Raw genomic sequence first — 24,139 nt, forward strand, 5'->3', positions numbered from 1 at the left:
GCACGCTTTCAGGGGCAAAGCCTTGGCCTTAATGGGGATAGTGAGGTTAGGTTCTCTCCTGCGGTTCACTGTTATCCCGATTCAGTGGCCCCGATGCGCAAGTTGTGTGTAGCAACTTGGTTATAGGGTTAGCACTGTTCGTAAGTTATCTCGTACAAGCGCTGCGAGAATCGTTACCGATGGTATGAGCGGTGCATTTTCAGATAGTTCATGGCCGTTCATCCTGAAATCTGAAATTTCTTGAAATATTGCAAAAGATGGCACTGCCCTCATATTGATAGCACTTACCATTTCGCCCTTTATTGGCGGGGAGTTAATTGGCCGGGATAGTTTTATGCCACTACCGGTAAAAAAAACACGTGCCACTAGTGAAAAAAATCACCGTTGTCGAGTGAAATTAAAGTTAGCGAACAGGTGCGCTGTGTTTTTGGCGTCATTAAAATGACGATTTGGCAGGTGCCGGGGCAGAATCGGGCAGGTTGCAGGCGCACGTGCATCTCTCAATGCCGTGCGCCAGGAGGAGGGGTTACTCGGGGGCGTGATCGCGCAGGAACACCAGATTGTCTGGTTTCGATTGTTCGGCGCTGTAACGGTACCCCTGTGCGTCAAATTGCTTGAGTGCTGCGGGGTCGTCGATGCGTTCCTGGATCACGAAGCGGCTCATCATGCCGCGGGCTTTTTTCGCGTAGAAACTGATGATCTTGTACTGGCCGTTCTTCAGGTCCTTGAACTCGGTGTTGATGATCCGGGCGTTCAGGGCGCTGCGTTTGACCGCCGAGAAATACTCGTTGGAGGCCAGGTTCAGTAGTACATCGTCACCTTGCTCGGCCAGCGCTTCATTAAGCCACTCACTGATGAGCGTGCCCCAGAAGGCGTACAAATCCTTGCCACGGGCGTTGGCCAGCTTGGTGCCCATCTCCAGCCGATACGGCTGCATCAGGTCCAGCGGGCGCAGCAGGCCGTAGAGGCCCGAGAGCATGCGCAGGTGCTGCTGGGCATAGTCGAAGTCGGCTTCGCTGAAGGTCTGGGCATTCATGCCGGTGTACACGTCGCCCTTGAACGCCAGCAATGCCTGCTTGGCGTTTTCCGGGGTAAAGGCCGGGGTCCAGCTGCCGAAACGGGCAGCATTGAGGCCACCGATCTTGTCGGAAACGTGCATCAGCTCGCTGATGTGCGCCGGTGTCAGCTCGCGCAATTGCTGGATCAGCTCCTGGGAGTGGTCCAGGTAGTGCGGCTGAGTGAAGCGCTGGGTGGCCGGCGGTGTTTCGTAATCGAGAGTTTTGGCGGGGGAAATCACCATCAGCATGAAGTCGTCTCCTTTAATCGTGCGGCGATTCTAGGGGGTTGTCCTGCTTGACTCCAGCTATCGGGGTCATAGGTGATCGGCGGTGTGCCGCGATCCCGTAAGCGGGATCGGCTATAGTGCCGCGCGGGTTTTGTAACGGAGACATCCCTTTGCGCATCGCTTTACTGTTTGTTGCCTGGCTGTCGGCTGCCGGAGCGTTTGCCGCGCCCAACGAACCGGCCTCGCTGGATCGCAGTACCTGGCCAGAACCACTGACCAGCCCGACCCTGTTCGATGTTGCCTCACGGGCGGAGATCCTCACATTTGCCCGCGCGCTGCTGGCCAGTGAATCGCTGGACGAAGCCGCATTAAAGCAGCGCCTGGGGCTGCGCATGATCAACCTCGATGCCATCAACACCCTGCGCGAGCGGATGTGGCAGCGCCTGCTCGTCAATTACAACTTCGCCCAGCAGAGCTGCGATCAGGATGCTTCTTTCTGCTTCCTGGTGGAGGACCGGGATACCCTGCGTCAGCAGGCCGCCAAGTTCGAGCTGGGCCCGGACTCCTATTACACCCGTTGGGTCGAACCGAGCCGGCAGTTTCATGAGCGCTACCTGGACGAGCAGTTGCGCAAGGCCGCGCTGTTTCCACAGGTCGGCAGCGAAGTAGCGTTGTTTGGTGACCACGAGCGCAATGGCGATGGTCTCAACGACCGGCTCTTTGCACTGAGTTTCGACAGCGGCGCCAACCTCGCACCGGATCACACGCCATGGCTGACCGAGTACCTGCGCAAGGCGAAGCTGAGCGGTACCTTCTTTGTGCTGGGCAGTGATATCCAGAACCGCCTGGCGCAACACTCGGTGGGCGAGTTGCAAGCGCTCTATTCAACGCAGTGCATCGGCGTGCAGGGCTGGGAGTTTCGTTCCCACAGTCACTGGCAGGACTGGCAGTACTCAGTGACGCGCAGCGTCGAGCTGGTCAAGAACAAGCTGCCAGAGAATTTCGTACCGCTGTTCCGTCCGCCTACCGGCCAGCGTCGCGCCGATGCGGCCGGTTTCTTCAGGGGCCAGGGGCTGCAGGTGGCGCTTTGGGACATTGATCCTGCGGACAGCAATCGTCAGTTGACCGGTGAGCAGAGCGCACAGCGGGTGCTGACGCTGATGCTGTTGTGGCGCCATGGGGTGATCAATTTCAACGCAAAACAGGATGGGGTCAAAACGGCGATGCCCTGGCTGTTGACGCACACGGCGCAAAGCGGGATCGGCTGGGAGGATTGTCAGGATACGTTCCGCTGAAAAAAACGCAGGCCCCGGAAATACGGGGTTTGGGGTGATTTCAGGAGGGATTTCGAGGCAGGCGGACTTTCGACTTTAACGGTGCTGGGGCAATGCGCCAAGCGCTTTTTATCGCTCTGAAAAATAAACTTCAAAAAAGCGTCAAAGTACTTTTTTCTGTCACGGGTTTTGGAGTATTACGAAGACAGACCGCCGAAACCTGCAACACAGGTGGCGTCTTCCAAGACCCGCTTGTGTGCAATTCACCTGAAGCCCCCACGGGTGAATTCGGTGGCCACTTCGAGGCGCAGCACTGTCATGGTATTGCGTCGACTGGCTCCCACAAAGGTGACCGAGTATGGATGATCACGGACGTAGCTCTTCTTCCAACCAGCCAATCCTTTATGTACTCGATACCAACGTATTGATTCACGACCCAAACGCGCTCCTGAACTTCGAAGAACACCACGTTGCCATACCGATGACCGTCCTTGAGGAGCTGGACAAGCTCAAGAGCGGGCATCACAGCGTTGCGGCCGAATGCCGTCAGGCTATCCGGTTGATCGACAAGACCCTGGGCGATGCCTCACCCGAGGATGTCGAACAGGGAGTGCCGATTCAGCGGGGCAAGAGCGGGCCGAAGGGTTTGCTGTCAATTCTGATGAGCAAGCGTGCCGAGCCGACCATCATTCTGCCCGAGCACCTGAACGACAACATCATCATCAACCAGTTGATCGACCTGCATACACGCGATCCGAAGTTGCCTGTGGTGCTGGTCACCAAAGATATCAACATGCGCCTCAAGGCCCGTGCCTGCGGGATTGCGGCCGAGGACTACAGCACTGACCAGTTGGTCGACGACGTGTCGCTGCTGCCTAACGGCTATCACAACATGACCGGCTCGTTCTGGGACCGTGTGAGCAAGGTCGAAACTCGTCAGGACCATGGCCGCACCTGGCATCAGGTGCAGTTGATCGACAACCTGCCGGCGGTGCATATCAACGAGTTCATCATCGATGAGCAGGGGTTTGTCGGCTGGATCAAGGAAATAGAGGAAGACAAGCTGCTGATTCTGGATCTGCACCAGGAACCGCTGTTGCACCAGGAAGCCTGGGGCCTGAAGCCACGTGATATCTATCAGAGCCTGGCGCTGTATGCCTTGCTCGACCCGGATATCCACCTGGTCAACCTGTCGGGTGCGGCCGGTTCCGGTAAAACCATCCTGGCGCTGGCTGCTGCCATCGAGCAGACCATGGTCAGCAAGCGCTACCGGCGCATCATCGCCACCCGTAGCGTGCAGGGCCTGGACCAGGAGATCGGTTTCCTGCCCGGCACCGAAGCGGAAAAAATGGAACCTTGGCTGGGCGCCATTACCGACAACCTCGAAGCCTTGCACATGGATGATGAAAGCACCCATGGCAGCGTCGACTACATCCTCAGCAAAGTGCCGTTGCAGTTCAAATCCCTCAACTACATCCGCGGTCGCAGCTTCCAGCAAAGCCTGATCCTGATCGATGAATGCCAGAACCTCACCCCGCACCAGATGAAAACCATCATCACCCGTGCCGGCGCCGGTTCCAAAGTGGTGTGCCTGGGCAACCTGGCGCAGATCGACACCCCTTACCTGTCCGCGACCAGCTCCGGACTGACCTACCTGACTGAACGCTTCAAGGATTTCCCCAACGGTGTACACATCACCCTGCAAGGGGTGCCACGTTCGATTCTGGCCGAATACGCCGAATCGCATCTGTAACCGTCAATCAGAACCGGGCGGCCGCAAAGCCGCCCGGTTTTTTTATACCCGACACCCATATCCCCTGTAGGAGCGAGCTTGCTCGCGAGAAACCTGAGGGCGCCGGGGTAAATCAGGTTTACGCGTCATCGTTGACCACCATCGCGAGCAAGCTCGTTCCTACAGCGTAATCAGGCGTGCGAAAAATTGACCCGCGGGTTTACAATCGACGCTCCTGATCAGGAGTAATCCCGTGCTGACTCATCTCGATTCCCAAGGTCGCGCCAATATGGTCGACGTCACTGAAAAAGCCGTGACGTCCCGTGAAGCCACGGCCGAAGCGCTTGTGCGTATGCTCCCTGAAACCCTGCAAATGATTGTCAGCGGCGGTCACCCCAAGGGCGATGTGTTCGCCGTGGCGCGCATTGCCGGGATTCAGGCCGCGAAGAAAACCTCCGAGTTGATTCCGTTGTGCCATCCGCTGATGCTGACGGGCGTCAAGGTCGAGCTCAGTGCCGAAGGGGTCGATGCCGTGCGGATTACCGCTCGCTGCAAATTGGCGGGGCAGACCGGGGTGGAAATGGAAGCGCTGACCGCCGCCAGCGTCGCTGCCCTGACGATCTATGACATGTGCAAGGCCGTGGACCGTGGCATGGTCATCGAAACCGTGCGCTTGCTGGAAAAGCTTGGCGGCAAGAGTGGGCATTACCAGGTGGCCGGGCAATGAAACTGACGGTGAAGTTTTTTGCCCGTTACCGCGAGGCGCTGGGCGTGGACTCGGTGAAGGTCGAAGGCGATTTCGCCACGGTCGATGATGTGCGCGTGCTCTTGGCGCAACGCGACGGTGCCCAGGTGCTGAGCGAACAGAACCTGATGTGTGCCCGCAATGAAGACCTGTGCCAGCTAGGCGAGCCAGTGAGCGACGGTGATGAAGTGGCGTTTTTCCCCACCGTGACGGGAGGCTGAGCCATGGCGATTCGCGTGCAGCCCACGGCGTTCGACCCCGGTGCTGAAGTCAATGCGATGCATGCGGCGAATGTCGGCGTCGGCGCGGTGGTCAGTTTTGTCGGCTACGTGCGCGACTTCAATGACGGTCTCGATGTGGCCGGGATGTTCCTGGAACACTATCCGGGCATGACTGAAAAGGCGCTCGGCAAGATTGCCCTGGAGGCAGAGCAGCGCTGGCCGTTGCTCAAACTTGAAGTGCTGCATCGCATCGGTGCGCTGGAGCCGGGCGAACCGATTGTCTTCGTTGGTGCGGCCAGTGCCCACCGCGAGGCGGCATTCGAGGCCTGCGCCTTTGTCATGGACTACCTGAAAACCCGCGCACCGTTCTGGAAGAAAGAACAGACCTCCGACGGCCCGCGTTGGGTGGAAGGGCGCGAAAGCGATCATGCGGCGGCAGATCGCTGGAAGTAGTGTTCAGCGCTGATCGTACCCACGCCCCCGCGTGGGTACGATTACCACGATCTCCAATCCCCTCAACTCACTCACTCGACCAATGGGCGAAATACCCCTGTTCGCCTGATTGACGTCAAATACATAAAAGTCCAGTATGGAATTATAAGTACAAAAAAAGGCGTTCCCTGTTTCTCATTCTTCACTCTTGCCAAACCAACAACAACTCGCGAGAAAACGAATATGAAGAAATTCCCCCTCATCAGTGGTCTGGCCCTCAGTCTGCTGGCGTCTACCAGCCTTTTCGCCGCCGAGAAAACCCTGCGTCTGGGTATTGAAGCGGCGTATCCGCCATTTGCCTCCAAGACCTCGGATGGAAAAATCACCGGTTTTGACTATGACATCGGCAATGCGCTGTGCGCGCAGATGAAGGTCAAGTGCGAGTGGGTCGAGGGTGAGTTCGATGGTTTGATTCCTTCCCTCAAAGTGAAGAAAATCGACGCCGCGCTGTCGTCCATGACCATTAACGAAGACCGCAAGAAGTCGGTGGACTTCAGCCACAAGTACTACTTCACTTCCTCGCGGCTGGTGATGAAGGAGGGGGCCGTGGTGGATGACCAGTATGCCAGCCTCAAAGGCAAGACCATTGGTGTGCAACGGGCGACCACGACCGACCGCTATGCCTCTGAAGTCTTCGAGCCCAAGGGCATCAAGGTGGCGCGTTACAGCAACAATGAAGAGATCTACATGGACCTGGCGGCCGGGCGGCTGGATGCCATTTTCGCCGATACCATTCCACTGAGCGACTTCCTGTCGATGCCGCGCGGCAAGGGTTACGCCTTCGTCGGCCCGGAGCTCAAGGATCCGAAGTACGTGGGCGAGGGGGCAGGGATTGCGGTGCGCAAGGGCAACACCGAGTTGGTCACCCAGCTCAACAGCGCCATTGATGCGATTCGGGCCGATGGCCAATACCAGAAGATTTCCGAGCATTACTTCAAGTCGGACATCTACGGCGATTGATGACCTGTGGCGAGGGAGCGTGCTCCCTCGCCACAACGGCAGATGTCAGCCCTTCAATTCCTTCAAATGCTTGTACACCGTCGCCCGGCCCATGTTCAGTACATTGGCCACATAGTTGGAGGCGCTCTTGCCCTTGAAAGCGCCTTCGGCGTGCAGTGCCAGCACCAGCTCGCGCTTATGCTCGCGGGTCAGCACGTTCAGGCCCAGTTGCCGCTCCCGCAGCCAGCTATGCAGGAAGGTGTTGATCCGTTCCTGCCAGTCATCGCGAAACAGCGCATCGGGTTGCGGAATCAGCTTGCTCGGCGACAGAAACAGGTCCAGCGCCGCCTTGGCGTTTTCAAGCAGCGAAATATTCAGGTTGATGCACAACACCGCCATCGGCTGGCCTTCGCTGTCGCGTAGCACGCTGCTCAGGCTGCGGATCTTCTGACCATCCCAATTGAGCTTTTCATAAGGGCCAATGTTGCGCTCGCTGACGTCACCGCTGAGCATGTCTTCCAGCGCGGCATCGCCGCCGACTTCGCGTTTGGACAGGTTGTTGGCGATGTAGTCGATTTTCTGCGTGCGCAGGTCGTGCAGCACCACCTCGGCATGGGGGAAAAACAGCGTGGCAATGGCGTCGGCGACCGCCCGGAAATTATCCAGGGCAGGATCTTGAAGAGGTGGGTTCATCGGTGTTGCTCCAGGCAATCAGCACCCCTTGAGCCAGGGGCGCTGGAAGTTTGCCGCAATCGGGATCGGACGTCACCCCAAGGCGGGGTCAGCCGAGGCGGGAAGGGGACAGCATCTCGGCGCTCAGGCCAAAGCGGCGCAGGTGTTCCGGCAAGGCCTCACCGCGAACCAGCGCGGCACTGGCCTGGCCCATGGCCGGCGAGGTCTGGATGCCATAACCTCCTTGGGCTGCTACCCAGAACAGCCCGGGCACCTGGGGGTCGAAGCCGCTGATCAGGTCGCCATCGCCGACAAAACTGCGCAGGCCTGCCCAGGTGCGGGTGGGGCGGCGAATGGTCAGGGTAGTGGCTTCTTCGATCTGGTAGATGCCCATGGCGATGTCCAGCTCTTCCGGCTGCACGTCATGGGGTTCGACCGGGTCGGCATTGGCGGGCGAGCCGAGGAACATCCCGGCGTCCGGCTTCATGTAGAAGGACTCGTCGAGGCTGACCAGCATCGGCCAATTGTGGATGTCCACGCCGTCGGGACCGGCGAAGATGAACGCGGCGCGGCGCTTGGGGACCAGCCCCAGGGGTTTGGCGCCGGCCATTTCGCCGAGCCGGTCGGCCCAGGCGCCGGCGGCATTGATGATGACCGGTGCACTGAAGGTCTGGTGGGTGGTGCTCACCTGCCACAGGTCGTCGGCATCCCGGGACAGGCCCAGCACTTCACAGTCGGTGTGTACTTCGCCCTGATTGCGGCGGATGCCGCGCAGGTAGCCTTGGTGCAGGGCATCGGTGTCGATGTCGGTCGCGGTCGGATCGTAGATCGCACCAAAGACCTTTTCTCGACGCAGGATCGGCAGGCGCGCACAGGCTTCGTCGGCGCTGAGCAATTGCATCTGCGGCACCGTGGCCTTGGCGCTCAGGTACTGGTTGTTCAACTCGTCCGGATCGCCGGTGAAGTCGACGGTCATCTCGCCGCGCGGGGTCAGCAGCGGGTGTTCGCAGAAGCCGGCTGGCGGTGTGTCGAAGAAATCCCGGCTGGCCTGGGTCAGCGCCCGCACTTGTGGCGTGCCGTAGGCTGCGGTGTACAACGCTGCCGAACGCCCGGTGGAGTGGTAGGCCGGGTGGGATTCACGTTCCAGCACGATCACCCGAGCGTGTTGCGACAGCCAGAAACCGGTGGAAGCACCGGCGATACCACCGCCGATGATGATGAAGTCTGCCTGGGTCATGAACGTCTCCTGAAAGGCGCAAATACCGAAAGTGTGGAGGTGCCCTGCGGGAGCGAGCTTGCTCGCGATGGTCGTGAACGATAACGCAGAAAACCTGATACCCGACGGTGCTCTCAGGTTTTTCGCGAGCACGCTCGCTCCTACAAAGGGAGAGGTGTCAGCTCAGTAATTGGTAAATGGCGTTGGCCAGCGCGATGTCTTCCAGGCCCAGTCCGATGGAGCGGAAAAATACAGGGCGATCATAGGTCGGGCGTGGCGCCTGTTCGCTCAGCAGTTCAGCCAGGTCGCCGATGATGGAGGACTTGTTCCAGCCATGCTGTTCGCTGGCGATCAGCATTTCGCCGGCCGAACCCGGTGTGGTCAGGCGATAGTCGCAATAGACCTGCATGTTACCCAGGGAGTGTGGCGGCACTTCGTGAGCCCGCACGGCGTTGGTGCTGATGGAGGTGATCAGCGCCGGCTTGCTCAGGTTCCGTGGATCGATCACGGGACCTGCGGATGAGGTGCAGAGCATGATCACGTCGGCGTCCTGGATCGCCGCTTCAAGGCTGCGTTCTATTTGCAGGCGCGGGTCGATGGCCATCCATTGAGCCTGTGTCTCGGAACTGCAGTTCGCCAGGCTGGGCGAATGAAGACTGATGCTTTGCCACTCGCGCAGGTGCTTCACGTAGTGCAGGTGCGCTTGCGCTACCGGGCCGCTGCCAATGATTGCCAGGTGTGCCGCGTTTGGCCGGGCCAGGGTGTCAATGGCCACGGCCGTGGTGGCGGCGGTGCGAGCCGTGGTCAACTCGCCGGCATCACACAGCATCAAGGGCTGGCCGGTCTGCATCGACATCAACAGCGTCCAGGCCGTGACCAGAGACCCGCCGTCCTTTCGCACAATGTAGGGCGAGGTTTTCACCCCGTACACACCGTCTTCGGCCAACACCCCGAGGTAGTTGATGAAGTCACCCGCGCCTTGCGGGAACTCCACCAGCTGCTGAGCCGGTTGCACGGCCTGGCCGGCGGCCAGGTCACGGAACAGCTTGCGCAGGATCTGTGGCACGTCGACGCGATCAAGCAGTTCGCGGGCCTGGGGTTTGGCGATCACAAAAGGGAGGCTGGACATGCGGAGGCTCCATGGCGTTGCAAGTAAACTAATTTGTCCATTGTGGACTTATTGTTCCGATTGGCAATATCCAGGCGTAAAAAAAGCGCAGTCCGTTGCCGGCTGCGCTTCTCTGGTTGCTACTCGACCTACGGGCGCTTGCGCTCTACGGGGCGTAGCAGATGGGTCGGCGGGGTTTCGCAACTGATCTTGCGGCCCAGCAGCGTCTCGATGGACGGTAGTTGGTAGGAGTCGTCTTCACCGGCAAAGCTGATGGACACACCATCGGCGCCTGCACGACCGGTACGGCCGATGCGGTGCACATAATCGTCCGGCACTTCGGGCAGGGTGAAGTTGATCACGTGGCTGATGCCGTCGATGTGAATCCCGCGACCGGCGACATCGGTGGCCACCAGTACGCGGATCTTGCCTTCGCGGAAGCCTTCTAGGGTCTTGATGCGCTTGTGCTGCGGAACGTCGCCCGACAGTTGGGCGGCGTTGACACCGTCGCGCACCAGGCGTTCTTCGATGCGTCGAACTTCATCCTTGCGGTTGGCGAAGACCATGACCCGCTCCCAACCGTTGTCGTTGACCAGGTTGTAGAGCAGCTTGTACTTGTCGGCACCGGCCACGGCGTAGATGTGCTGCTCGACGTTTTCGCTGGCCACGTTCTCGGATTCGATTTCGACGATGGACGGATCAGTGGTCCATTGCTTGGCCAGGTTCATCACGTCTTCGGTGAAGGTCGCGGAGAACAGCAGGGTCTGGCGTTCGCTTTTCGGTGGGGTCTGGCGAATGATCTGACGCACTTGCGGGATGAAACCCATGTCGAGCATCCGGTCGGCTTCGTCCAGCACCATCACTTCCACCATGTCCAGGTGCACGTCGCCGCGCTGGTTGAAGTCCAGCAGGCGGCCTGGCGTGGCCACGAGGATGTCACAGTGGCGGGCTTCGAGGTGCTTGAGTTGCTTGTCGAAGTCCATGCCGCCGACGAAGGTCATCACGTTGAGGCCGGTGTACTTGGTCAGGTTTTCCGCGTCCTTGGCGATCTGCACCACCAGTTCACGGGTGGGGGCGATGATCAGCGCCCGCGGCTCGCCCATGTAGCGCTCTTTCGGCGGCGGGGTCTGCAGCAGTTGGGTGATGATCGAGACCAGGAACGCGGCGGTCTTGCCGGTACCGGTCTGGGCGCGACCGATCGCGTCCTTGCCGGCCAGGGTAAAGCCCAGTACTTGCGCCTGGATCGGTGTGCAGTACGGGAAACCCAGGTCCTGGATGGCGTGCATCAGTTCCGGGGCCAGTTTGAAATCGTGGAAGCGGGTTTTGCCTTCCTGGGGCTCGACGACGAAATCCTCGAGTTTCCAGGCGACGACCGGCGGCTTGGCGGCACGTTCGCGACGTGGCTTGGCAGGTTTTACCGGCTCGCTAAGCGGTTTTTGCGCGACCGCTTCGCTGGCAGGCGGGGTCACCTGCTCGTGTTGGGGAGCCGCAACGGCAGCGGCACGGCCAGGCTGATGACCGTCGGTACGGCTGCTGGTAGTCGGGGAAGGTGCGCTGGAGCTGGGCGCGAGCTGCTCAGCCTCGCTTTTACCGAACATTTTCTTGAGTGCTTTGAGCACGGTCATCTCATCAATTGGTTAAGGAATGTACGCCGGCCAGTGTAATGCAAGAATCGGGCGCGGCGTAGTGTGTTGGTCATACTGCTACACGAAGTTTGTGTGCTAGCGCAAACGTTCGCTGAGCCAGACGCCAATATCGCGAATTTCTTCGGGTAACACTTCGTGACCCATTGGGTATTCCTGCCATGCCACGGTGACACCACGGGCCTTCAGGTGCTCGTAGGCCGTGCGGCCCATGGCGTTCTGCACGACATCGTCGTACTGGCCATGCAGGCACAGCACCGGAATCCGCTGTTGGCTGGCGGAAAGTTCCAGCTCGTCGCTGAAGGTTGGCGCATAGGTGGAGAGGGCAAGTACGCCACCGAGCGGTCCCTGCCATTTGAGGAACGTGCTGTGCAAGACCACCGCGCCACCCTGGGAAAAGCCGGCCAGGAAAATCCGCGAGGCGTCTATTCCGCTGGCGCGCTGCTCTTCGATCAAATCGATGACCCGCTGTGCCGATTCATCCAGTTGTTCACGGTTGATTGCCCGCGCCGGACTCATGGCCAATATGTCGTACCAGCTCGGCATCTCGTAACCACCGTTGATGGTCACGGCGCGGGTCGGCGCCTGGGGCAGCACGAAGCGGGTTGTCTGCAGTATTTCCTGTAACGCTTCGGCCACTGGCAGGAAGTCATAGCGGTCGGCGCCCAGGCCGTGAAGCCAGATGACACAAGCGTCTTCGGGCTTGGCGGGGTGAAGAATCAAGGGCTCGGTCATGGTTGCTCCATTGTTGTGCGCTCGCTCCCTTTGAGTGCGAGCTCAAAGTGCACGGCATGTCGATCAGTTAAGAAGATGTCGCAAGGTTGCAAGTTTTGCTCTTGACCTGTCACTGAACCGCTTAAGCGGCCGGTGTGGTACGGCGCTTGCTATGAAAGAGCCCGTGCAAGCAATCCTGCGCCTGGCGGTAACACTATCAGGCTACTGTCAGCTGCGGGAGTGCAAAAGTCCGGTGATGGACGTTCGCCATAGGCCGCTACGGGCTTGGCAGACAAGAAAGGGCTACAGCCCGTTCGGCCGATTGGTGAGAAGTGAGTTTTCCATTATGTGGATTTTCTCCTACTAGACTCATAGCTAAGGTCTTACGCCGCTTGACCCTATAAAAAGCCAACACGGGTCAACAGCGCCTCATAAGGGTGCGGCAGGACTCAAGCTCCGACACAACAAGAGCAAAACTGGAGGTTTGAATGAAGATGTTGAAATCCACCCTGGCAGTCGTGACTGCGGCCGCAGTACTCGGCGTCAGTGGGTTTGCCCAGGCGGGCGCAACCCTGGATGCGGTCCAGAAAAAAGGTTTCGTACAGTGCGGTGTGAGTGACGGTCTGCCGGGTTTTTCGGTTCCTGACTCCACTGGCAAGATCGTCGGTATCGATGCTGACTACTGCCGTGCTGTGGCCGCTGCCGTCTTCGGCGATGCGACCAAGGTCAAGTTCAGTCAGTTGAACGCCAAAGAGCGCTTCACCGCGCTGCAGTCGGGCGAAATTGACATCCTGTCGCGCAACACCACCATGACCAGCTCCCGTGACTCGGGCATGGGCCTCAAGTTTCCTGGCTTCATCACTTACTACGACGGCATCGGCTTCCTGGTAAACAACAAGCTGGGCGTCAAGAGCGCCAAAGAGCTGGATGGCGCGACCATCTGCATCCAGGCCGGTACCACCACCGAACTGAACGTTTCCGACTACTTCCGCGGCAACGGTCTGAAATACACCCCGATCACTTTCGACACCTCCGATGAAAGCGCCAAGTCGCTGGAGTCCGGCCGTTGCGACGTACTGACCTCCGACAAATCCCAGCTGTTCGCCCAGCGCAGCAAGCTGGCAAAGCCTGCGGACTACGTGGTTCTGCCGGAAACCATTTCCAAGGAACCGCTGGGCCCGGTCGTGCGTAACGGCGACGACGAGTGGCTGGCCATCGTGCGCTGGACTGGCTACGCCATGCTCAACGCTGAAGAAGCAGGCATCACGTCGAAGAACGTCGAAGCCGAAGCCAAGGCCACCAAGAACCCGGACGTTGCCCGTCTGCTGGGTACCGACGGTGAATACGGCAAAGACCTGAAAGTGAAAAAAGACTGGGTCGTCCAGATCGTCAAGCAAGTCGGCAACTATGGCGAAGTGTTCGAGAGGAACCTCGGCAAGAGCACTCCGCTGGAAATCGACCGCGGGCTGAACGCTCTGTGGAACAACGGCGGCATTCAATACGCACCACCAGTGCGCTAATGGATCTATCACCCGGTGGGCCAACCGCCGGGTGATGTTCTGTTCCATTATTTGCGGGGCACTTCATGCAAAATTCAATCGGCGCACCAAAGCAGAGGCTCAGCCTCAGCGATCCACGAGTGCGTGCCTGGGTATTTCAGATCATCACGATTGCCGCGGTGGTCTCGCTGGGCTGGTTTCTGTTCGATAACACTCAAACCAACCTGGAACATCGGGGTATTACCTCCGGTTTCAGCTTTCTGGAGCGCAGTGCCGGATTCGGCATCGCTCAACACCTGATCGACTACACCGAATCGGACAGCTATGCCCGGGTGTTTGTCATCGGCCTGCTCAACACCCTGTTGGTGACCTTTATCGGCGTGATTCTGGCGACGATCCTCGGATTCATCGTCGGTGTGGCACGGTTGTCGTCGAACTGGATCATCGCCAAGCTGGCTACTGTTTACGTGGAAGTCTTCCGTAACATTCCGCCGCTGCTGCAGATCCTGTTCTGGTACTTCGCGGTGTTCCTGACCATGCCAGGGCCACGCAACAGCCACAACTTCGGTGACACCTTCTTTGTCAGCAGCCGCGGCCTTAACATGCCGGCAGCGCTGGCAGCGGACGGCTTCTGGGCATTCATGGCGAGCATCGTCGTGGCCATTGTCGCCATCGTGCTGATGTGCCGCTGGGCCAACAAGCGTTTCGAAGCCACCGGCGTCCCGTTCCACAAATTCTGGGTGGGGCTGGCGATGTTCCTGGTGATCCCTGCACTGTGCGTGCTGATCTTCGGCGCACCGCTGCATTGGGAAATGCCTGAGCTCAAGGGTTTCAACTTTGTCGGTGGCTGGGTACTGATTCCTGAACTGCTGGCGCTGACGCTGGCCCTGACGGTGTACACCGCGGCGTTCATCGCCGAGATCGTGCGCTCCGGGATCAAGTCGGTCAGTCACGGGCAGACCGAAGCGGCCCGCTCGCTGGGGCTGCGCAACGGTCCGACCCTGCGCAAGGTGATCATCCCGCAAGCCCTGCGAGTGATCATTCCACCGCTGACCAGCCAATACCTGAACCTGGCGAAGAACTCCTCGCTGGCCGCCGGTATCGGTTATCCGGAAATGGTTTCGTTGTTTGCTGGCACGGTGCTGAACCAGACCGGGCAGGCGATCGAAGTCATTGCCATCACCATGAGCGTGTACCTGGCGATCAGTATCAGCATTTCCCTGCTGATGAACTGGTACAACAAGCGCATTGCGCTGATCGAGCGGTGAGGAAACGCGCATGAGCATTCATATTTTCAAACCTGACATGCCAGCCCCTAACCGCAGTATCGGTGTGGTGGCGTGGATGCGCGAGCACATGTTCTCCAGTTGGCTCAACACCCTGCTGACCCTGCTGGCGTTCTACCTGATTTACCTGGTGGTCCCGCCGATCCTGCAGTGGGCGGTCCTGGACGCCAACTGGGTTGGCACCAGCCAGGCCGACTGCACAAAGGAGGGCGCCTGCTGGGTGTTCATCCAGCAGCGCTTTGGTCAGTTCATGTACGGCTACTACCCGACGGATCTGCGCTGGCGCGTTGACCTGACCGTGTGGCTGGCGGTACTCGGCGTGGCGCCGCTGTTTATCTCGCGCTTTCACCACAAGGCGGTGTACGGCCTGGGCTTCCTGGTGCTGTACCCGATCATGGCCTACTTCCTGCTGCATGGCGGCATCTTCGGCATCACCACCGTGGCGACTAGCCAATGGGGTGGCCTGATGCTGACCCTGGTGATCGCCACGGTCGGGATTGCCGGCGCCTTGCCGCTGGGGATTGTGCTGGCGTTGGGGCGGCGCTCGAACATGCCGGCGATTCGTGTGGTCTGCGTGACCTTCATCGAGTTCTGGCGCGGCGTGCCATTGATCACGGTGCTGTTCATGTCGTCGGTGATGCTGCCGTTGTTCCTGCCCGAAGGCATGAACTTCGACAAGCTGCTGCGGGCCTTGATCGGGGTCATCCTGTTCCAGTCGGCCTACGTCGCCGAGGTGGTGCGGGGCGGCCTGCAAGCGATCCCCAAGGGGCAGTACGAAGCGGCCGCGGCGATGGGCCTGGGTTACTGGCGCAGCATGGGCCTGGTGATTCTGCCGCAAGCCCTGAAGCTGGTGATTCCCGGCATCGTCAATACCTTCATTGCGCTGTTCAAGGACACGAGCCTGGTGATCATCATCGGCCTGTTCGACTTGCTCAACAGCGTCAAACAAGCCGCCGCCGACCCGAAATGGCTGGGCATGGCCACTGAAGGCTACGTGTTCGCGGCCCTGGTGTTCTGGATTTTCTGTTTTGGTATGTCCCGCTATTCCATGCATTTGGAACGCAAGCTGGACACAGGCCACAAGCGTTAGGAGCGTAGTTTATGAGTGAAGCGATCAAACAGCCTGTGAGCCCTGAAGGCATTATTCAGATGCAGGGCGTCAACAAGTGGTACGGCCAGTTCCACGTGTTGAAAGACATCAACCTCAACGTCAAGCAGGGCGAGCGTATCGTGCTGTGCGGGCCGTCGGGTTCCGGCAAGTCCACGACCATCCGTTGCCTCAATCGCCTGGAAGAACACCAGCAGGGCCGCATCGTGGTGGATGGCGTGGAACTGACCAACGACCTCAAGCAGATCGAAGCGATTCGCCGTGAAGTCGGCATGGTGTTCCAGCACTTCAACCTGTTCCCGCACCTGACCATTTTGCAGAACTGCACCCTGGCGCCGATGTGGGTGCGCAAGATGCCCAAGCGCAAGGCCGAGGAAATTGCCATGCATTACCTGGAGCGCGTACGCATTCCAGAGCAGGCGCTCAAGTACCCGGGGCAACTGTCCGGCGGTCAGCAACAGCGTGTGGCGATTGCCCGTGCCCTGTGCATGAAGCCGAAAATCATGCTGTTCGACGAACCGACTTCGGCACTCGACCCCGAGATGGTGAAGGAAGTACTCGATACCATGATCGGCCTGGCTGAAGACGGCATGACCATGCTCTGCGTGACCCACGAGATGGGCTTTGCCCGCACCGTGGCCAACCGCGTGATCTTCATGGACAAGGGCGAAATCGTCGAACAGGCCGCGCCGAACGACTTCTTCGACAATCCGCAGAACGAGCGCACCAAGCTGTTCCTGAGCCAGATCCTGCATTGATCCAGGCTTGGTAATGAAATAAACCCGGACAGTGTTCCGGGTTTATTTTTGTCCTCGATTTTTGATCATCTCCCGGTAACCCGTTGCTCTGGTGGATTAACCTGACTAACATGTCAGAAAATTCATCCTATGATTGGATGAAAGGGCGAATTTCATGACAGACACCTCCCCACTGATTAAGCGCTCCCTGGTCGATCAGGCCCTTGAACAGCTGCGCCTGCGTATCAACACCGGCACCTGGACCGTCGGCCAGCGCCTGCCCACGGAGCCGGAGCTGGCGAGTGAGTTGGGCATCAGCCGTAACACCGTGCGTGAAGCCATGCGCGTGTTGGCGTTTTCCGGGCTGATCGAAATCCGCCAGGGCGACGGCAGTTACCTGCGGGCGGTGGTCGACCCACTCGATACGATGAAAGCCTTGTCCCGCTGCTCCCATGAGCAGGCGCGGGAGACCCGGCACATTCTGGAAGTCGAGGCCATAGGCCTGGCGGCGTTGCGCCGTACCGATGAGGACCTGATTGCACTGCGTGCAGCGCTGGGTACCAGTGGCGGTCACTACCATGGTGATCTGGACAGCTACATCGCGTGCGACATGGTGTTCCACCGCCTTCTGGTGGACGCCGCACACAACCCGACCCTCAGCGAGCTGTATCGCTATTTCTCCAGCATCGTCGGCGCGCAACTGCGCGAGACCCTGAGCATCACCCCCAGGCGTCAAGCCGTGTTCGATCTGCATATCGATTTGCTCGATGCCGTCGAGCAGCGCGACCCGCAGCGGGCCAAAGCCATTTGCCGGCAGTTGATCAATGAACCGTGAGACCGAGAGCCCTATGTCCAGCCAGCAGGCGACCCCCAACAGCACGGCCCAGGCCAAACGTTCGACGGAGCTCGAAGAGCTGCTGATCGATGCCGAGGCCGATGACGAACAGGTCCAGCAAAGCCATCCGGTGTTGCGTCGCCCGTGGCTGTTGTTGCTGGGGCTGGTGCTGGTGGCGCTGAACCTGCGTCCGGCGCTGTCGAGCATGGCGCCATTGCTCAGCGATGTGTCGAAGAACCTCGGGTTGTCGGCGGCCCAGGCCGGTTTGCTCACCACCTTACCGGTCCTGTGCCTGGGCCTGTTTGCCCCGCTGGCGCCGGTGCTGGCACGGCGTTTTGGTGCCGAACGGGTGGTCCTGGGGATTCTGCTGACCCTGGCGGGGGGGATTATCCTGCGCAGTTCCTTCGGTGAGATCGGCCTGTTTGCCGGCAGCATTCTGGCGGGTGCCAGCATTGGCGTGATCGGCGTGTTGTTGCCGGGCATCGTCAAGCGCGATTTCGCCAGGCACGCCGGCACCATGACTGGCGTGTACACCATGGCCCTGTGCCTGGGCGCCGCCATGGCCGCCGGTGCGACGGTGCCCTTGAGCGAGCATTTCGGCGACCGCTGGGCGCTGGGTCTTGGCTTCTGGATGATCCCGGCGCTGGTCGCGGTGGTCTTCTGGCTGCCGCAAGTCGGCAGCCGACAGGGCGCACACAACGTGGCGTATCGAGTGCGCGGCTTGCTGCGCGATCCACTGGCCTGGCAAGTGACCCTGTACATGGGCCTGCAATCGTCGCTGGCCTACATCGTGTTCGGCTGGTTGCCGTCGATCCTGATCGGCCGTGGCCTGACGCCCACCCAGGCCGGGCTGGTGCTGTCCGGTTCGGTGATCGTGCAGTTGGCCAGTTCACTGGCAGCTCCCTGGCTGGCCACGCGTGGCAAGGATCAGCGCCTGGCGATTGTGGTGGTGATGTTGATGACCCTGGGCGGCTTGTTTGGTTGTCTGTATGCACCGATCGAAGGCTTGTGGGGCTGGGCGATTCTGTTGGGACTGGGGCAGGGCGCTACGTTCGCCCTGGCCCTGACCTTGATTGTGCTGCGTTCGCGTGATGCCCATGTGGCGGCCAACCTGTCGAGCATGGCCCAGGGTTTCGGTTACACCCTGGCCTCCATGGGGCCGTTTGCGGTCGGTATCGTGCATGACTGGACGGGTGGCTGGACCGCGGTGGGCTGGATTTTCGGGGTCATAGGCCTCGGCGCGATCATCGCCGGGCTAGGTGCAGGTCGCTCGCTGTACGTGCAGGTTGAAAGCGAAAGGCTATGAGATCGACACACTACCGGTATTTGCCTGGCGAATACCGGTAGTTTTCCCGACGTTTGCAGACTATCGTCCAGGTACCTTTCGATTGTCCGGAGCCTGTCCATGAGTGACGCCAACCGCGCCTTGATCACGGCGTTCTATCAAGCCTTCCAGCGGCTGGATGCCGAGGCCATGAGCGCCTGCTACACCGAGGATGTGGTGTTCAGTGATCCGGCCTTTGGCGAGTTGCGCGGGCGCGATGCCGGCGACATGTGGCGGATGCTCACCAACCGCGCCAAGGACTTCTCCCTGACCTTCGACAGCGTGCGTGCCGACGAACGCACGGGCAATGCTCACTGGGTGGCCACGTACCTGTTCAGCCAGACCGGCAACACGGTGGTCAACGATATCCAGGCGCGTTTTGTGTTCCGTGACGGCAAGATCTGCGAGCATCACGACCAGTTCGACCTGTGGCGCTGGTCGCGTCAGGCGCTGGGCTTCAAAGGGCTGGTGCTGGGCTGGACGCCACTGGTGCGCAACGCCGTTCGGGCCCAGGCCTTGAAGGGTTTGAAGGCGTTCCAGGTTGGTCGCTGATAAGATCGCAGCCTTGTCTTCTTTTTAAGTCTTGAGCGTCACGTGAGCACCCTGAGCGATACCTCCCCCCTTTCTGAAGAGCCTGCAATTACGCTCGGCAAACCCTGGTTCGTCTACCTTGTTCGCGCGGCCAATGGTTCGTTGTACTGCGGCATCAGCGATGATCCGGTCAAGCGTTTCGCCAAGCACCAGAGCGGCAAGGGCGCACGGTTTTTTCTCTCAAGCCCGGCGGTGGAGTTGGTCTATACCGAAGTCTGCCGCGACAAAAGCGAAGCGCTGCGTCAGGAACGCCTGATCAAGAAACTCAGGAAAAGCGCCAAGGAATGCCTGGTGGCGAGCGCCGCTGCCGGCTTATCAATCTGACTGATAAGCGTCCATCAGGCGGATGGGTAGGCTGCTATCCGATTGCGCGTTAAGCTGCCAATTCCTCACACAAGCGGCGGAACCAGCATGTCCGAGTTGATTCTTCATCATTACCCGGCTTCCCCATTCGCGGAAAAGGTACGCCTGTTGCTGGGCTTCAAGGGCCTGTCCTGGCGCTCGGTCAACATTTCGCCAGTGATGCCAAAACCTGACCTCACCGCGCTGACTGGCGGTTATCGCAGGACCCCGGTATTGCAGGTCGGCGCGGATATCTATTGCGATACGGCCCTGATTGCGCGGCGTCTTGAGCAGGAAAAGGCCCTGCCGGCGTTCTTCCCGGAAGGCCGGGAAATGATCACCGCCAGCTTCGCGGCCTGGGCTGACTCGGTGGTGTTCCAGCATGCGGTGAGCCTGGTGCTCCAGCCGGAATCGATCGCGGTGCGCTTCGGCAAGTTGCCACCGCACGCGGTCAAGGCGTTTGTTGCCGACCGTGCCGGGTTGTTCAGCGGCGGCAGTGCCACTCGCTTGTCGGCCGAGCAGGCCAAGCATCAGTGGCCGACGATCATGGCGCGTCTTGAGCAGCAGTTGCAGCGCGAGGAGGGGGATTACCTGTTTGGCGAGCCTTCGATTGCCGACTTCGCCATGGCTCACCCGCTGTGGTTCCTCAAGGGCACGCCAGTGACATCGCCGCTGGTCGATGGCTATCCGGCGGTGTCGGCCTGGCTGGGTCGGGTGCAGGGCTTCGGACATGGCGCGTTCAGCGAGATGACGGCCGAAGAGGCGCTGCAGGTGGCACGGGATTCACAACCGGCGGCCTTGCCGGATGAACTGTTCGTTGAGCCAAACGGCTTCAAGGCGGGTCAGCAGGTGGTGATTGCCGCCACGGACTATGGGGTTGATCCGGTTGAAGGCCAGTTGCTGTTTGCCGGCAGCGAGGAGTTGATTCTACGTCGCAAAGACGAGCGGGCTGGCTTGGTGCACGTGCACTTCCCGCGCTTGGGTTTCCGCATCGAGGCGCGTTGACGGACACCGGGTGGGAGTGGGCCGGGCAAGCCCGCTCCTGCCGTTATTTCAGCGCTGCAAGGATCGCCTCGGGTTCATACCCGCGAATCAAGGTGCCGTTCACGTCCAGCACCGGAATGCCCCGGCCGCCCAATGCTTCATAGGCCTTGCGCGCATCAGCGTCTTTCTCGATATCGAATTCCTTGTAGGGGATACCTTTCTGGTCGAGAAAGCGCCGGATCAGCTTGCAGTAGCCGCACCACTCGGTGGCATAGAGCGTGACCCTGGCATTGGCCTGGATCTGCGCGGACACCCCTTGCGAGGGGTTGAATACCCGCTCGATCTTGCCCCAGTTCTGGTAGGTCACTACCACCAGCAAGATCAGCAGGAACTTCTTCAGGACGCCTGCGAGCATCAGTTGCGACGCTTGAGCTGGTCGGTCAGGGAGGTCGGCAGGCCCTTGATGATCAGGGTGCCGGCCTCTTCGTCGTATTCGATCTTCGAGCCCAGCAGGTGCGCTTCGAAACTGATGGACAGGCCTTCGGCGCGGCCGGTGAAGCGGCGGAACTGGTTCAGGGTACGCTTGTCTGCCGGAATCTCGGGCGACAGGCCGTAGTCCTTGTTGCGGATGTGATCGTAGAAGGCTTTCGGACGTTCTTCGTCGATCAGTCCGGACAGTTCCTCCAGGCCCATCGGCTCGCCGAGCTTGGCCTGGCTGCTGGCGTAGTCGACCAGGGTCTTGGTCTTCTCGCGGGCGTCGTCTTCGGGCAGGTCTTCGCTTTCGACGAAGTCACTGAAGGCCTTGAGCAGGGTACGGGTCTCGCCCGGGCCGTCGACGCCTTCCTGGCAGCCGATGAAGTCGCGGAAATACTCCGACACCTTTTTCCCGTTCTTGCCCTTGATGAACGAGATGTACTGCCTGGACTGCTTGTTGTTCTGCCACTCGGAGACATTGATTCGCGCCGCCAGGTGCAACTGGCCCAGGTCCAGGTGACGGGACGGGGTCACGTCGAGCTGGTCGGTCACGGCCACGCCTTCGCTGTGGTGCAGCAGGGCGATAGCCAGGTAGTCGGTCATGCCTTGCTGGTAGTGGGCGAACAGCACGTGGCCGCCGGTCGACAGGTTGGACTCTTCCATCAGCTTCTGCAGGTGTTCCACTGCAATGCGGCTGAACGCGGTGAAGTCCTTGCCGCCCTCGAGGTATTCCTTCAGCCAGCCGCTGAACGGGTGCGCACCGGATTCGGCGTGGAAAAATCCCCAGGCCTTGCCCTGTTTGGCGTTGTAGCTCTCGTTGAGGTCGGCGAGCATGTTCTCGATGGCGGTGGACTCTGCCAGTTCCGAGTCGCGGGCGTGGAGAACTGCAGGGGTGCCGTCGGGTTTTTTGTCGATCAGGTGGACGATGCAATGACGGATCGGCATGGGCTTCTCGGCTCAATGAATGGAGGAGGGCGTGCTCCCCCGAAAAAGTGCCCAGTGTACCGCACCTGCCGGTTTTGGCGGTGCTTGAACGGCCGTTGAGGCCAGTCGGGCCGGGCTTATGCGGTTTTTTCCCGATTTAGAGCAATAAAGCTGACCAAATGGGTAGGTAGAGGCGGATATTTCCCCGTCTCTGTGCTAGTTTTGCCCCGTCTTACGCGAAGTCACTGCGTTAAGCGTGCATTCAGCATTTGTCAGGTCGAACCAAACCCTGATTTCGGCATCTATAACCCCGAACCGTCGGTGTTGTAGCCGAGGGTGCCAGATCCAGAAGATCGGGCTCGATGGCTGACACTGCACTCTGCAATCCATATGAATTTGATAGGGAAGGAACACTACATGGCTCTTACTAAAGACCAACTGATCGCCGATATCGCTGAAGCTATCGACGCGCCAAAAACCACCGCGCGTAACGCACTGGACCAACTGGGCCAAATCGTTGCTGATCAACTGGAAAACGGCGGCGAAATCACCCTGCCAGGTATCGGTAAGCTGAAAGTGACCGAGCGTCCTGCCCGTACCGGCCGCAACCCTTCGACCGGCGCTGCCATCGAAATCGCTGCCAAGAAAGTTATCAAGCTGGTTGTGGCTAAAGGCCTGACCGACGCTGTTAACAAGTAAGACGCATAAAAGAAAGCCGTGCTGCGGAGCGATCCGGGCACGGCTTTTTTGTGTCCATTACAACGATTTACGCAAGGTAAATCGCCGCAACACGTCTATTTACTCCGCTGAGGCCTTGACCCACCGCGCCTGACGCCAGGCCTGTTGCTGCACCTTGCTCTGGAATGTCCAGGCAACGAAGCGGCTTTGCTTCTGCCCTTGGGACATCTCCACGACCTGGCTTTGCAGCGCGCCGGCTTTTTTCAGTGCGGTTTGAATGGCTGGCAGGTTCGAGGCTTTGGACACCAGTGTGCTGAACCACAGTACCTGCTGGGCAACTTGAGCGCTTTCGCTGATCAGTTGTGTCACGAAGCGTGCTTCGCCACCCTCACACCACAGCTCTGCTGCCTGGCCACCGAAGTTCAGTACCGGCAGTTTGCGTTTTGGGTCGGCCTTGCCCAATGCTCGCCATTTCCGGGTGCTGCCCCGTGTCGCTTCGTCCAGGGAGGCATGGAACGGAGGGTTGCACATGGTCAGGTCAAAGCGCTCGGCGCTCTCAAGCAGGCCCAGGAGGATCTGCTTGGGGTTGGTCTGCTGGCGCAACTGGATCGATTTGTTCAGGCCGTTGGACTGCACAATGGCCTTGGCGGCTGCGATGGCGGTCGAATCGATTTCCGAGCCCAGAAACTGCCAGCGGTAATCGCTGTAGCCGATCAGTGGATAGACGCAGTTGGCGCCCATGCCGATGTCCAGTACCCGTACCGCCGCACCGCGAGGGATCACGCCGTCATTGCCGCTGGCCAGCAGGTCGGCCAGGAAGTGCACGTAGTCGGCGCGTCCTGGTACCGGCGGGCACAGGTAGTCCGCCGGAATGTCCCAGTGGGCAATGCCATAGAACGACTTGAGCAGCGCCCGGTTGAACACCCGTACGGCATCAGGGCTGGCGAAATCGATGCTCTCTTTGCCGTAGGGGTTGATGATCACGCACTTCGCCAGTTCCGGCGTGCTCTTGATCAGCGCCGGGAAATCGTAACGGCCCTGGTGGCGGTTGCGCGGATGCAGGCTGGCCTTTTCGCGGGGCGCCACGGCTTTGGCCGGGGTCGCGGACTCAGGCTTCTTGCGCGCAGGTTTGGGGGAGCGGGGGGCGTTCATTGGTGTGATCGATTCGGGTATGGCTAAAAGTGGCGGGCATTGTCCCACATTCAGCCGTTGTGAACCCAATTGCAAAGAACACGATGCTCGACGGTGGCAGCGGGCTTGGTCCGGGCGGCGTTCCGACGAAGGCGAAGTGCCAGGCAGCATCAATGTTGAATGTG

25 protein-coding genes are annotated in these 24,139 nt (G+C 59.8%); 16 read left to right on the plus strand and 9 right to left on the minus strand.

The features are described 5' to 3' along the window. Positions 1-526: 526 nt before the first annotated feature. Complete coding sequence (gene yaaA / locus CKW29_RS20545) at positions 527-1,306, minus strand: peroxide stress protein YaaA (protein WP_095149009.1); 780 nt, start codon at positions 1,304-1,306, stop codon at positions 527-529. Positions 1,307-1,455: 149 nt separating this feature from the next. Here yaaA and CKW29_RS20550 point away from each other — a divergent pair, with 149 nt between their 5' ends. The 6 genes from CKW29_RS20550 to CKW29_RS20575 all read left to right on the plus strand — a co-directional run bounded on the left by CKW29_RS20550 (position 1,456) and on the right by CKW29_RS20575 (position 6,709). Continuing rightward, positions 1,456-2,580 (plus strand): polysaccharide deacetylase family protein, encoded by a 1,125-nt coding sequence (locus CKW29_RS20550; RefSeq protein WP_095149010.1) that lies wholly within the window; start codon positions 1,456-1,458, stop codon positions 2,578-2,580. A gap of 337 nt (positions 2,581-2,917) precedes the next feature. Beyond that, positions 2,918-4,312 (plus strand): PhoH family protein, encoded by a 1,395-nt coding sequence (locus tag CKW29_RS20555; RefSeq protein ID WP_095144899.1) that lies wholly within the window; start codon positions 2,918-2,920, stop codon positions 4,310-4,312. Positions 4,313-4,544: 232 nt separating this feature from the next. Further along, positions 4,545-5,018, plus strand: coding sequence for a cyclic pyranopterin monophosphate synthase MoaC (gene moaC / locus CKW29_RS20560; RefSeq protein WP_095144898.1), 474 nt, complete (start codon positions 4,545-4,547; stop codon positions 5,016-5,018). Beyond that, positions 5,015-5,257, plus strand: coding sequence for a MoaD/ThiS family protein (locus tag CKW29_RS20565; protein ID WP_095149011.1), 243 nt, complete (start codon positions 5,015-5,017; stop codon positions 5,255-5,257). The genes moaC and CKW29_RS20565 overlap by 4 nt, the downstream gene beginning before the upstream one ends. Before the next feature lie 3 nt (positions 5,258-5,260). Then, a complete protein-coding gene (gene moaE / locus CKW29_RS20570; protein WP_095149012.1) occupies positions 5,261-5,710 on the plus strand; it encodes a molybdopterin synthase catalytic subunit MoaE in 450 nt (149 codons plus the stop codon). A gap of 222 nt (positions 5,711-5,932) precedes the next feature. Continuing rightward, a complete protein-coding gene (locus CKW29_RS20575) occupies positions 5,933-6,709 on the plus strand; it encodes an ABC transporter substrate-binding protein (protein ID WP_095144896.1) in 777 nt (258 codons plus the stop codon). 45 nt (positions 6,710-6,754) lie between these two features. On the opposite strand, the gene CKW29_RS20580 is transcribed toward CKW29_RS20575, so the two are convergent. From CKW29_RS20580 to CKW29_RS20600, 5 genes are all read right to left on the minus strand, one after another. Further along, positions 6,755-7,381: a transcriptional regulator gene (locus CKW29_RS20580; protein WP_095144895.1), complete on the minus strand. Its 627-nt coding sequence runs from the start codon at positions 7,379-7,381 to the stop codon at positions 6,755-6,757. Positions 7,382-7,469: 88 nt separating this feature from the next. After that, positions 7,470-8,597: an FAD-binding oxidoreductase gene (locus CKW29_RS20585; RefSeq protein ID WP_095144894.1), complete on the minus strand. Its 1,128-nt coding sequence runs from the start codon at positions 8,595-8,597 to the stop codon at positions 7,470-7,472. Between the two features lie 157 nt (positions 8,598-8,754). Beyond that, the gene (locus CKW29_RS20590) at positions 8,755-9,705 is read right to left on the minus strand and encodes an ornithine cyclodeaminase family protein (RefSeq protein ID WP_095144893.1); all 951 of its coding nucleotides are present in this window, start codon (positions 9,703-9,705) and stop codon (positions 8,755-8,757) included. A gap of 128 nt (positions 9,706-9,833) precedes the next feature. Beyond that, positions 9,834-11,309 carry an ATP-dependent RNA helicase RhlB gene (gene rhlB / locus CKW29_RS20595; protein WP_095149013.1) on the minus strand — a complete coding sequence of 492 codons (1,476 nt, stop codon included), beginning with the start codon at positions 11,307-11,309 and terminating at the stop codon, positions 9,834-9,836. Positions 11,310-11,405: 96 nt separating this feature from the next. Continuing rightward, on the minus strand, positions 11,406-12,062 hold the full coding sequence (locus tag CKW29_RS20600) for an alpha/beta hydrolase (protein WP_095144891.1): 657 nt from the start codon (positions 12,060-12,062) through the stop codon (positions 11,406-11,408). A gap of 467 nt (positions 12,063-12,529) precedes the next feature. Between CKW29_RS20600 and CKW29_RS20605 the strand changes: the two genes are divergently transcribed. The 9 genes from CKW29_RS20605 to CKW29_RS20645 all read left to right on the plus strand — a co-directional run bounded on the left by CKW29_RS20605 (position 12,530) and on the right by CKW29_RS20645 (position 20,768). Next, positions 12,530-13,561 carry an amino acid ABC transporter substrate-binding protein gene (locus tag CKW29_RS20605; protein WP_095144890.1) on the plus strand — a complete coding sequence of 344 codons (1,032 nt, stop codon included), beginning with the start codon at positions 12,530-12,532 and terminating at the stop codon, positions 13,559-13,561. Positions 13,562-13,626: 65 nt separating this feature from the next. Further along, positions 13,627-14,808 carry an amino acid ABC transporter permease gene (locus CKW29_RS20610; protein WP_095144889.1) on the plus strand — a complete coding sequence of 394 codons (1,182 nt, stop codon included), beginning with the start codon at positions 13,627-13,629 and terminating at the stop codon, positions 14,806-14,808. Positions 14,809-14,818: 10 nt separating this feature from the next. Continuing rightward, on the plus strand, positions 14,819-15,916 hold the full coding sequence (locus CKW29_RS20615; protein ID WP_095144888.1) for an amino acid ABC transporter permease: 1,098 nt from the start codon (positions 14,819-14,821) through the stop codon (positions 15,914-15,916). A gap of 11 nt (positions 15,917-15,927) precedes the next feature. Beyond that, positions 15,928-16,692: an amino acid ABC transporter ATP-binding protein gene (locus CKW29_RS20620; protein WP_095077659.1), complete on the plus strand. Its 765-nt coding sequence runs from the start codon at positions 15,928-15,930 to the stop codon at positions 16,690-16,692. Positions 16,693-16,846: 154 nt separating this feature from the next. After that, positions 16,847-17,506 carry a FadR/GntR family transcriptional regulator gene (locus CKW29_RS20625; RefSeq protein ID WP_095144886.1) on the plus strand — a complete coding sequence of 220 codons (660 nt, stop codon included), beginning with the start codon at positions 16,847-16,849 and terminating at the stop codon, positions 17,504-17,506. Further along, positions 17,496-18,812, plus strand: a complete 1,317-nt coding sequence (locus tag CKW29_RS20630; RefSeq protein ID WP_095144885.1) for a CynX/NimT family MFS transporter — start codon at positions 17,496-17,498, stop codon at positions 18,810-18,812. Before CKW29_RS20625 ends, CKW29_RS20630 begins: the two co-directional genes overlap by 11 nt. Before the next feature lie 99 nt (positions 18,813-18,911). Then, positions 18,912-19,382, plus strand: coding sequence for a nuclear transport factor 2 family protein (locus CKW29_RS20635; protein WP_095144884.1), 471 nt, complete (start codon positions 18,912-18,914; stop codon positions 19,380-19,382). 42 nt (positions 19,383-19,424) lie between these two features. Continuing rightward, a complete protein-coding gene (locus CKW29_RS20640) occupies positions 19,425-19,745 on the plus strand; it encodes a GIY-YIG nuclease family protein (RefSeq protein WP_095144883.1) in 321 nt (106 codons plus the stop codon). Between the two features lie 87 nt (positions 19,746-19,832). Then, entirely contained in the window at positions 19,833-20,768 is a 936-nt protein-coding gene (locus CKW29_RS20645) for a glutathione S-transferase family protein (protein ID WP_095149014.1), read from the plus strand. 43 nt (positions 20,769-20,811) lie between these two features. On the opposite strand, the gene CKW29_RS20650 is transcribed toward CKW29_RS20645, so the two are convergent. Continuing rightward, the gene (locus tag CKW29_RS20650; protein WP_095149015.1) at positions 20,812-21,162 is read right to left on the minus strand and encodes a glutaredoxin family protein; all 351 of its coding nucleotides are present in this window, start codon (positions 21,160-21,162) and stop codon (positions 20,812-20,814) included. After that, positions 21,162-22,166 carry a nucleoid-associated protein YejK gene (gene yejK, locus CKW29_RS20655; RefSeq protein ID WP_095077646.1) on the minus strand — a complete coding sequence of 335 codons (1,005 nt, stop codon included), beginning with the start codon at positions 22,164-22,166 and terminating at the stop codon, positions 21,162-21,164. The genes CKW29_RS20650 and yejK overlap by 1 nt, the downstream gene beginning before the upstream one ends. Positions 22,167-22,562: 396 nt before the next feature. Between yejK and CKW29_RS20660 the strand changes: the two genes are divergently transcribed. Next, positions 22,563-22,844 (plus strand): HU family DNA-binding protein, encoded by a 282-nt coding sequence (locus tag CKW29_RS20660; RefSeq protein WP_007905514.1) that lies wholly within the window; start codon positions 22,563-22,565, stop codon positions 22,842-22,844. A 99-nt stretch (positions 22,845-22,943) separates the two neighbouring features. Here the strand turns inward: CKW29_RS20660 and rlmF are convergent, their stop codons facing one another. Next, positions 22,944-23,975 carry a 23S rRNA (adenine(1618)-N(6))-methyltransferase RlmF gene (rlmF, locus tag CKW29_RS20665; RefSeq protein WP_095144879.1) on the minus strand — a complete coding sequence of 344 codons (1,032 nt, stop codon included), beginning with the start codon at positions 23,973-23,975 and terminating at the stop codon, positions 22,944-22,946. Positions 23,976-24,139 lie beyond the last annotated feature (164 nt).

Source organism: Pseudomonas sp. Irchel s3a18 (assembly GCF_900187535.1).
Lineage (GTDB): Bacteria > Pseudomonadota > Gammaproteobacteria > Pseudomonadales > Pseudomonadaceae > Aquipseudomonas.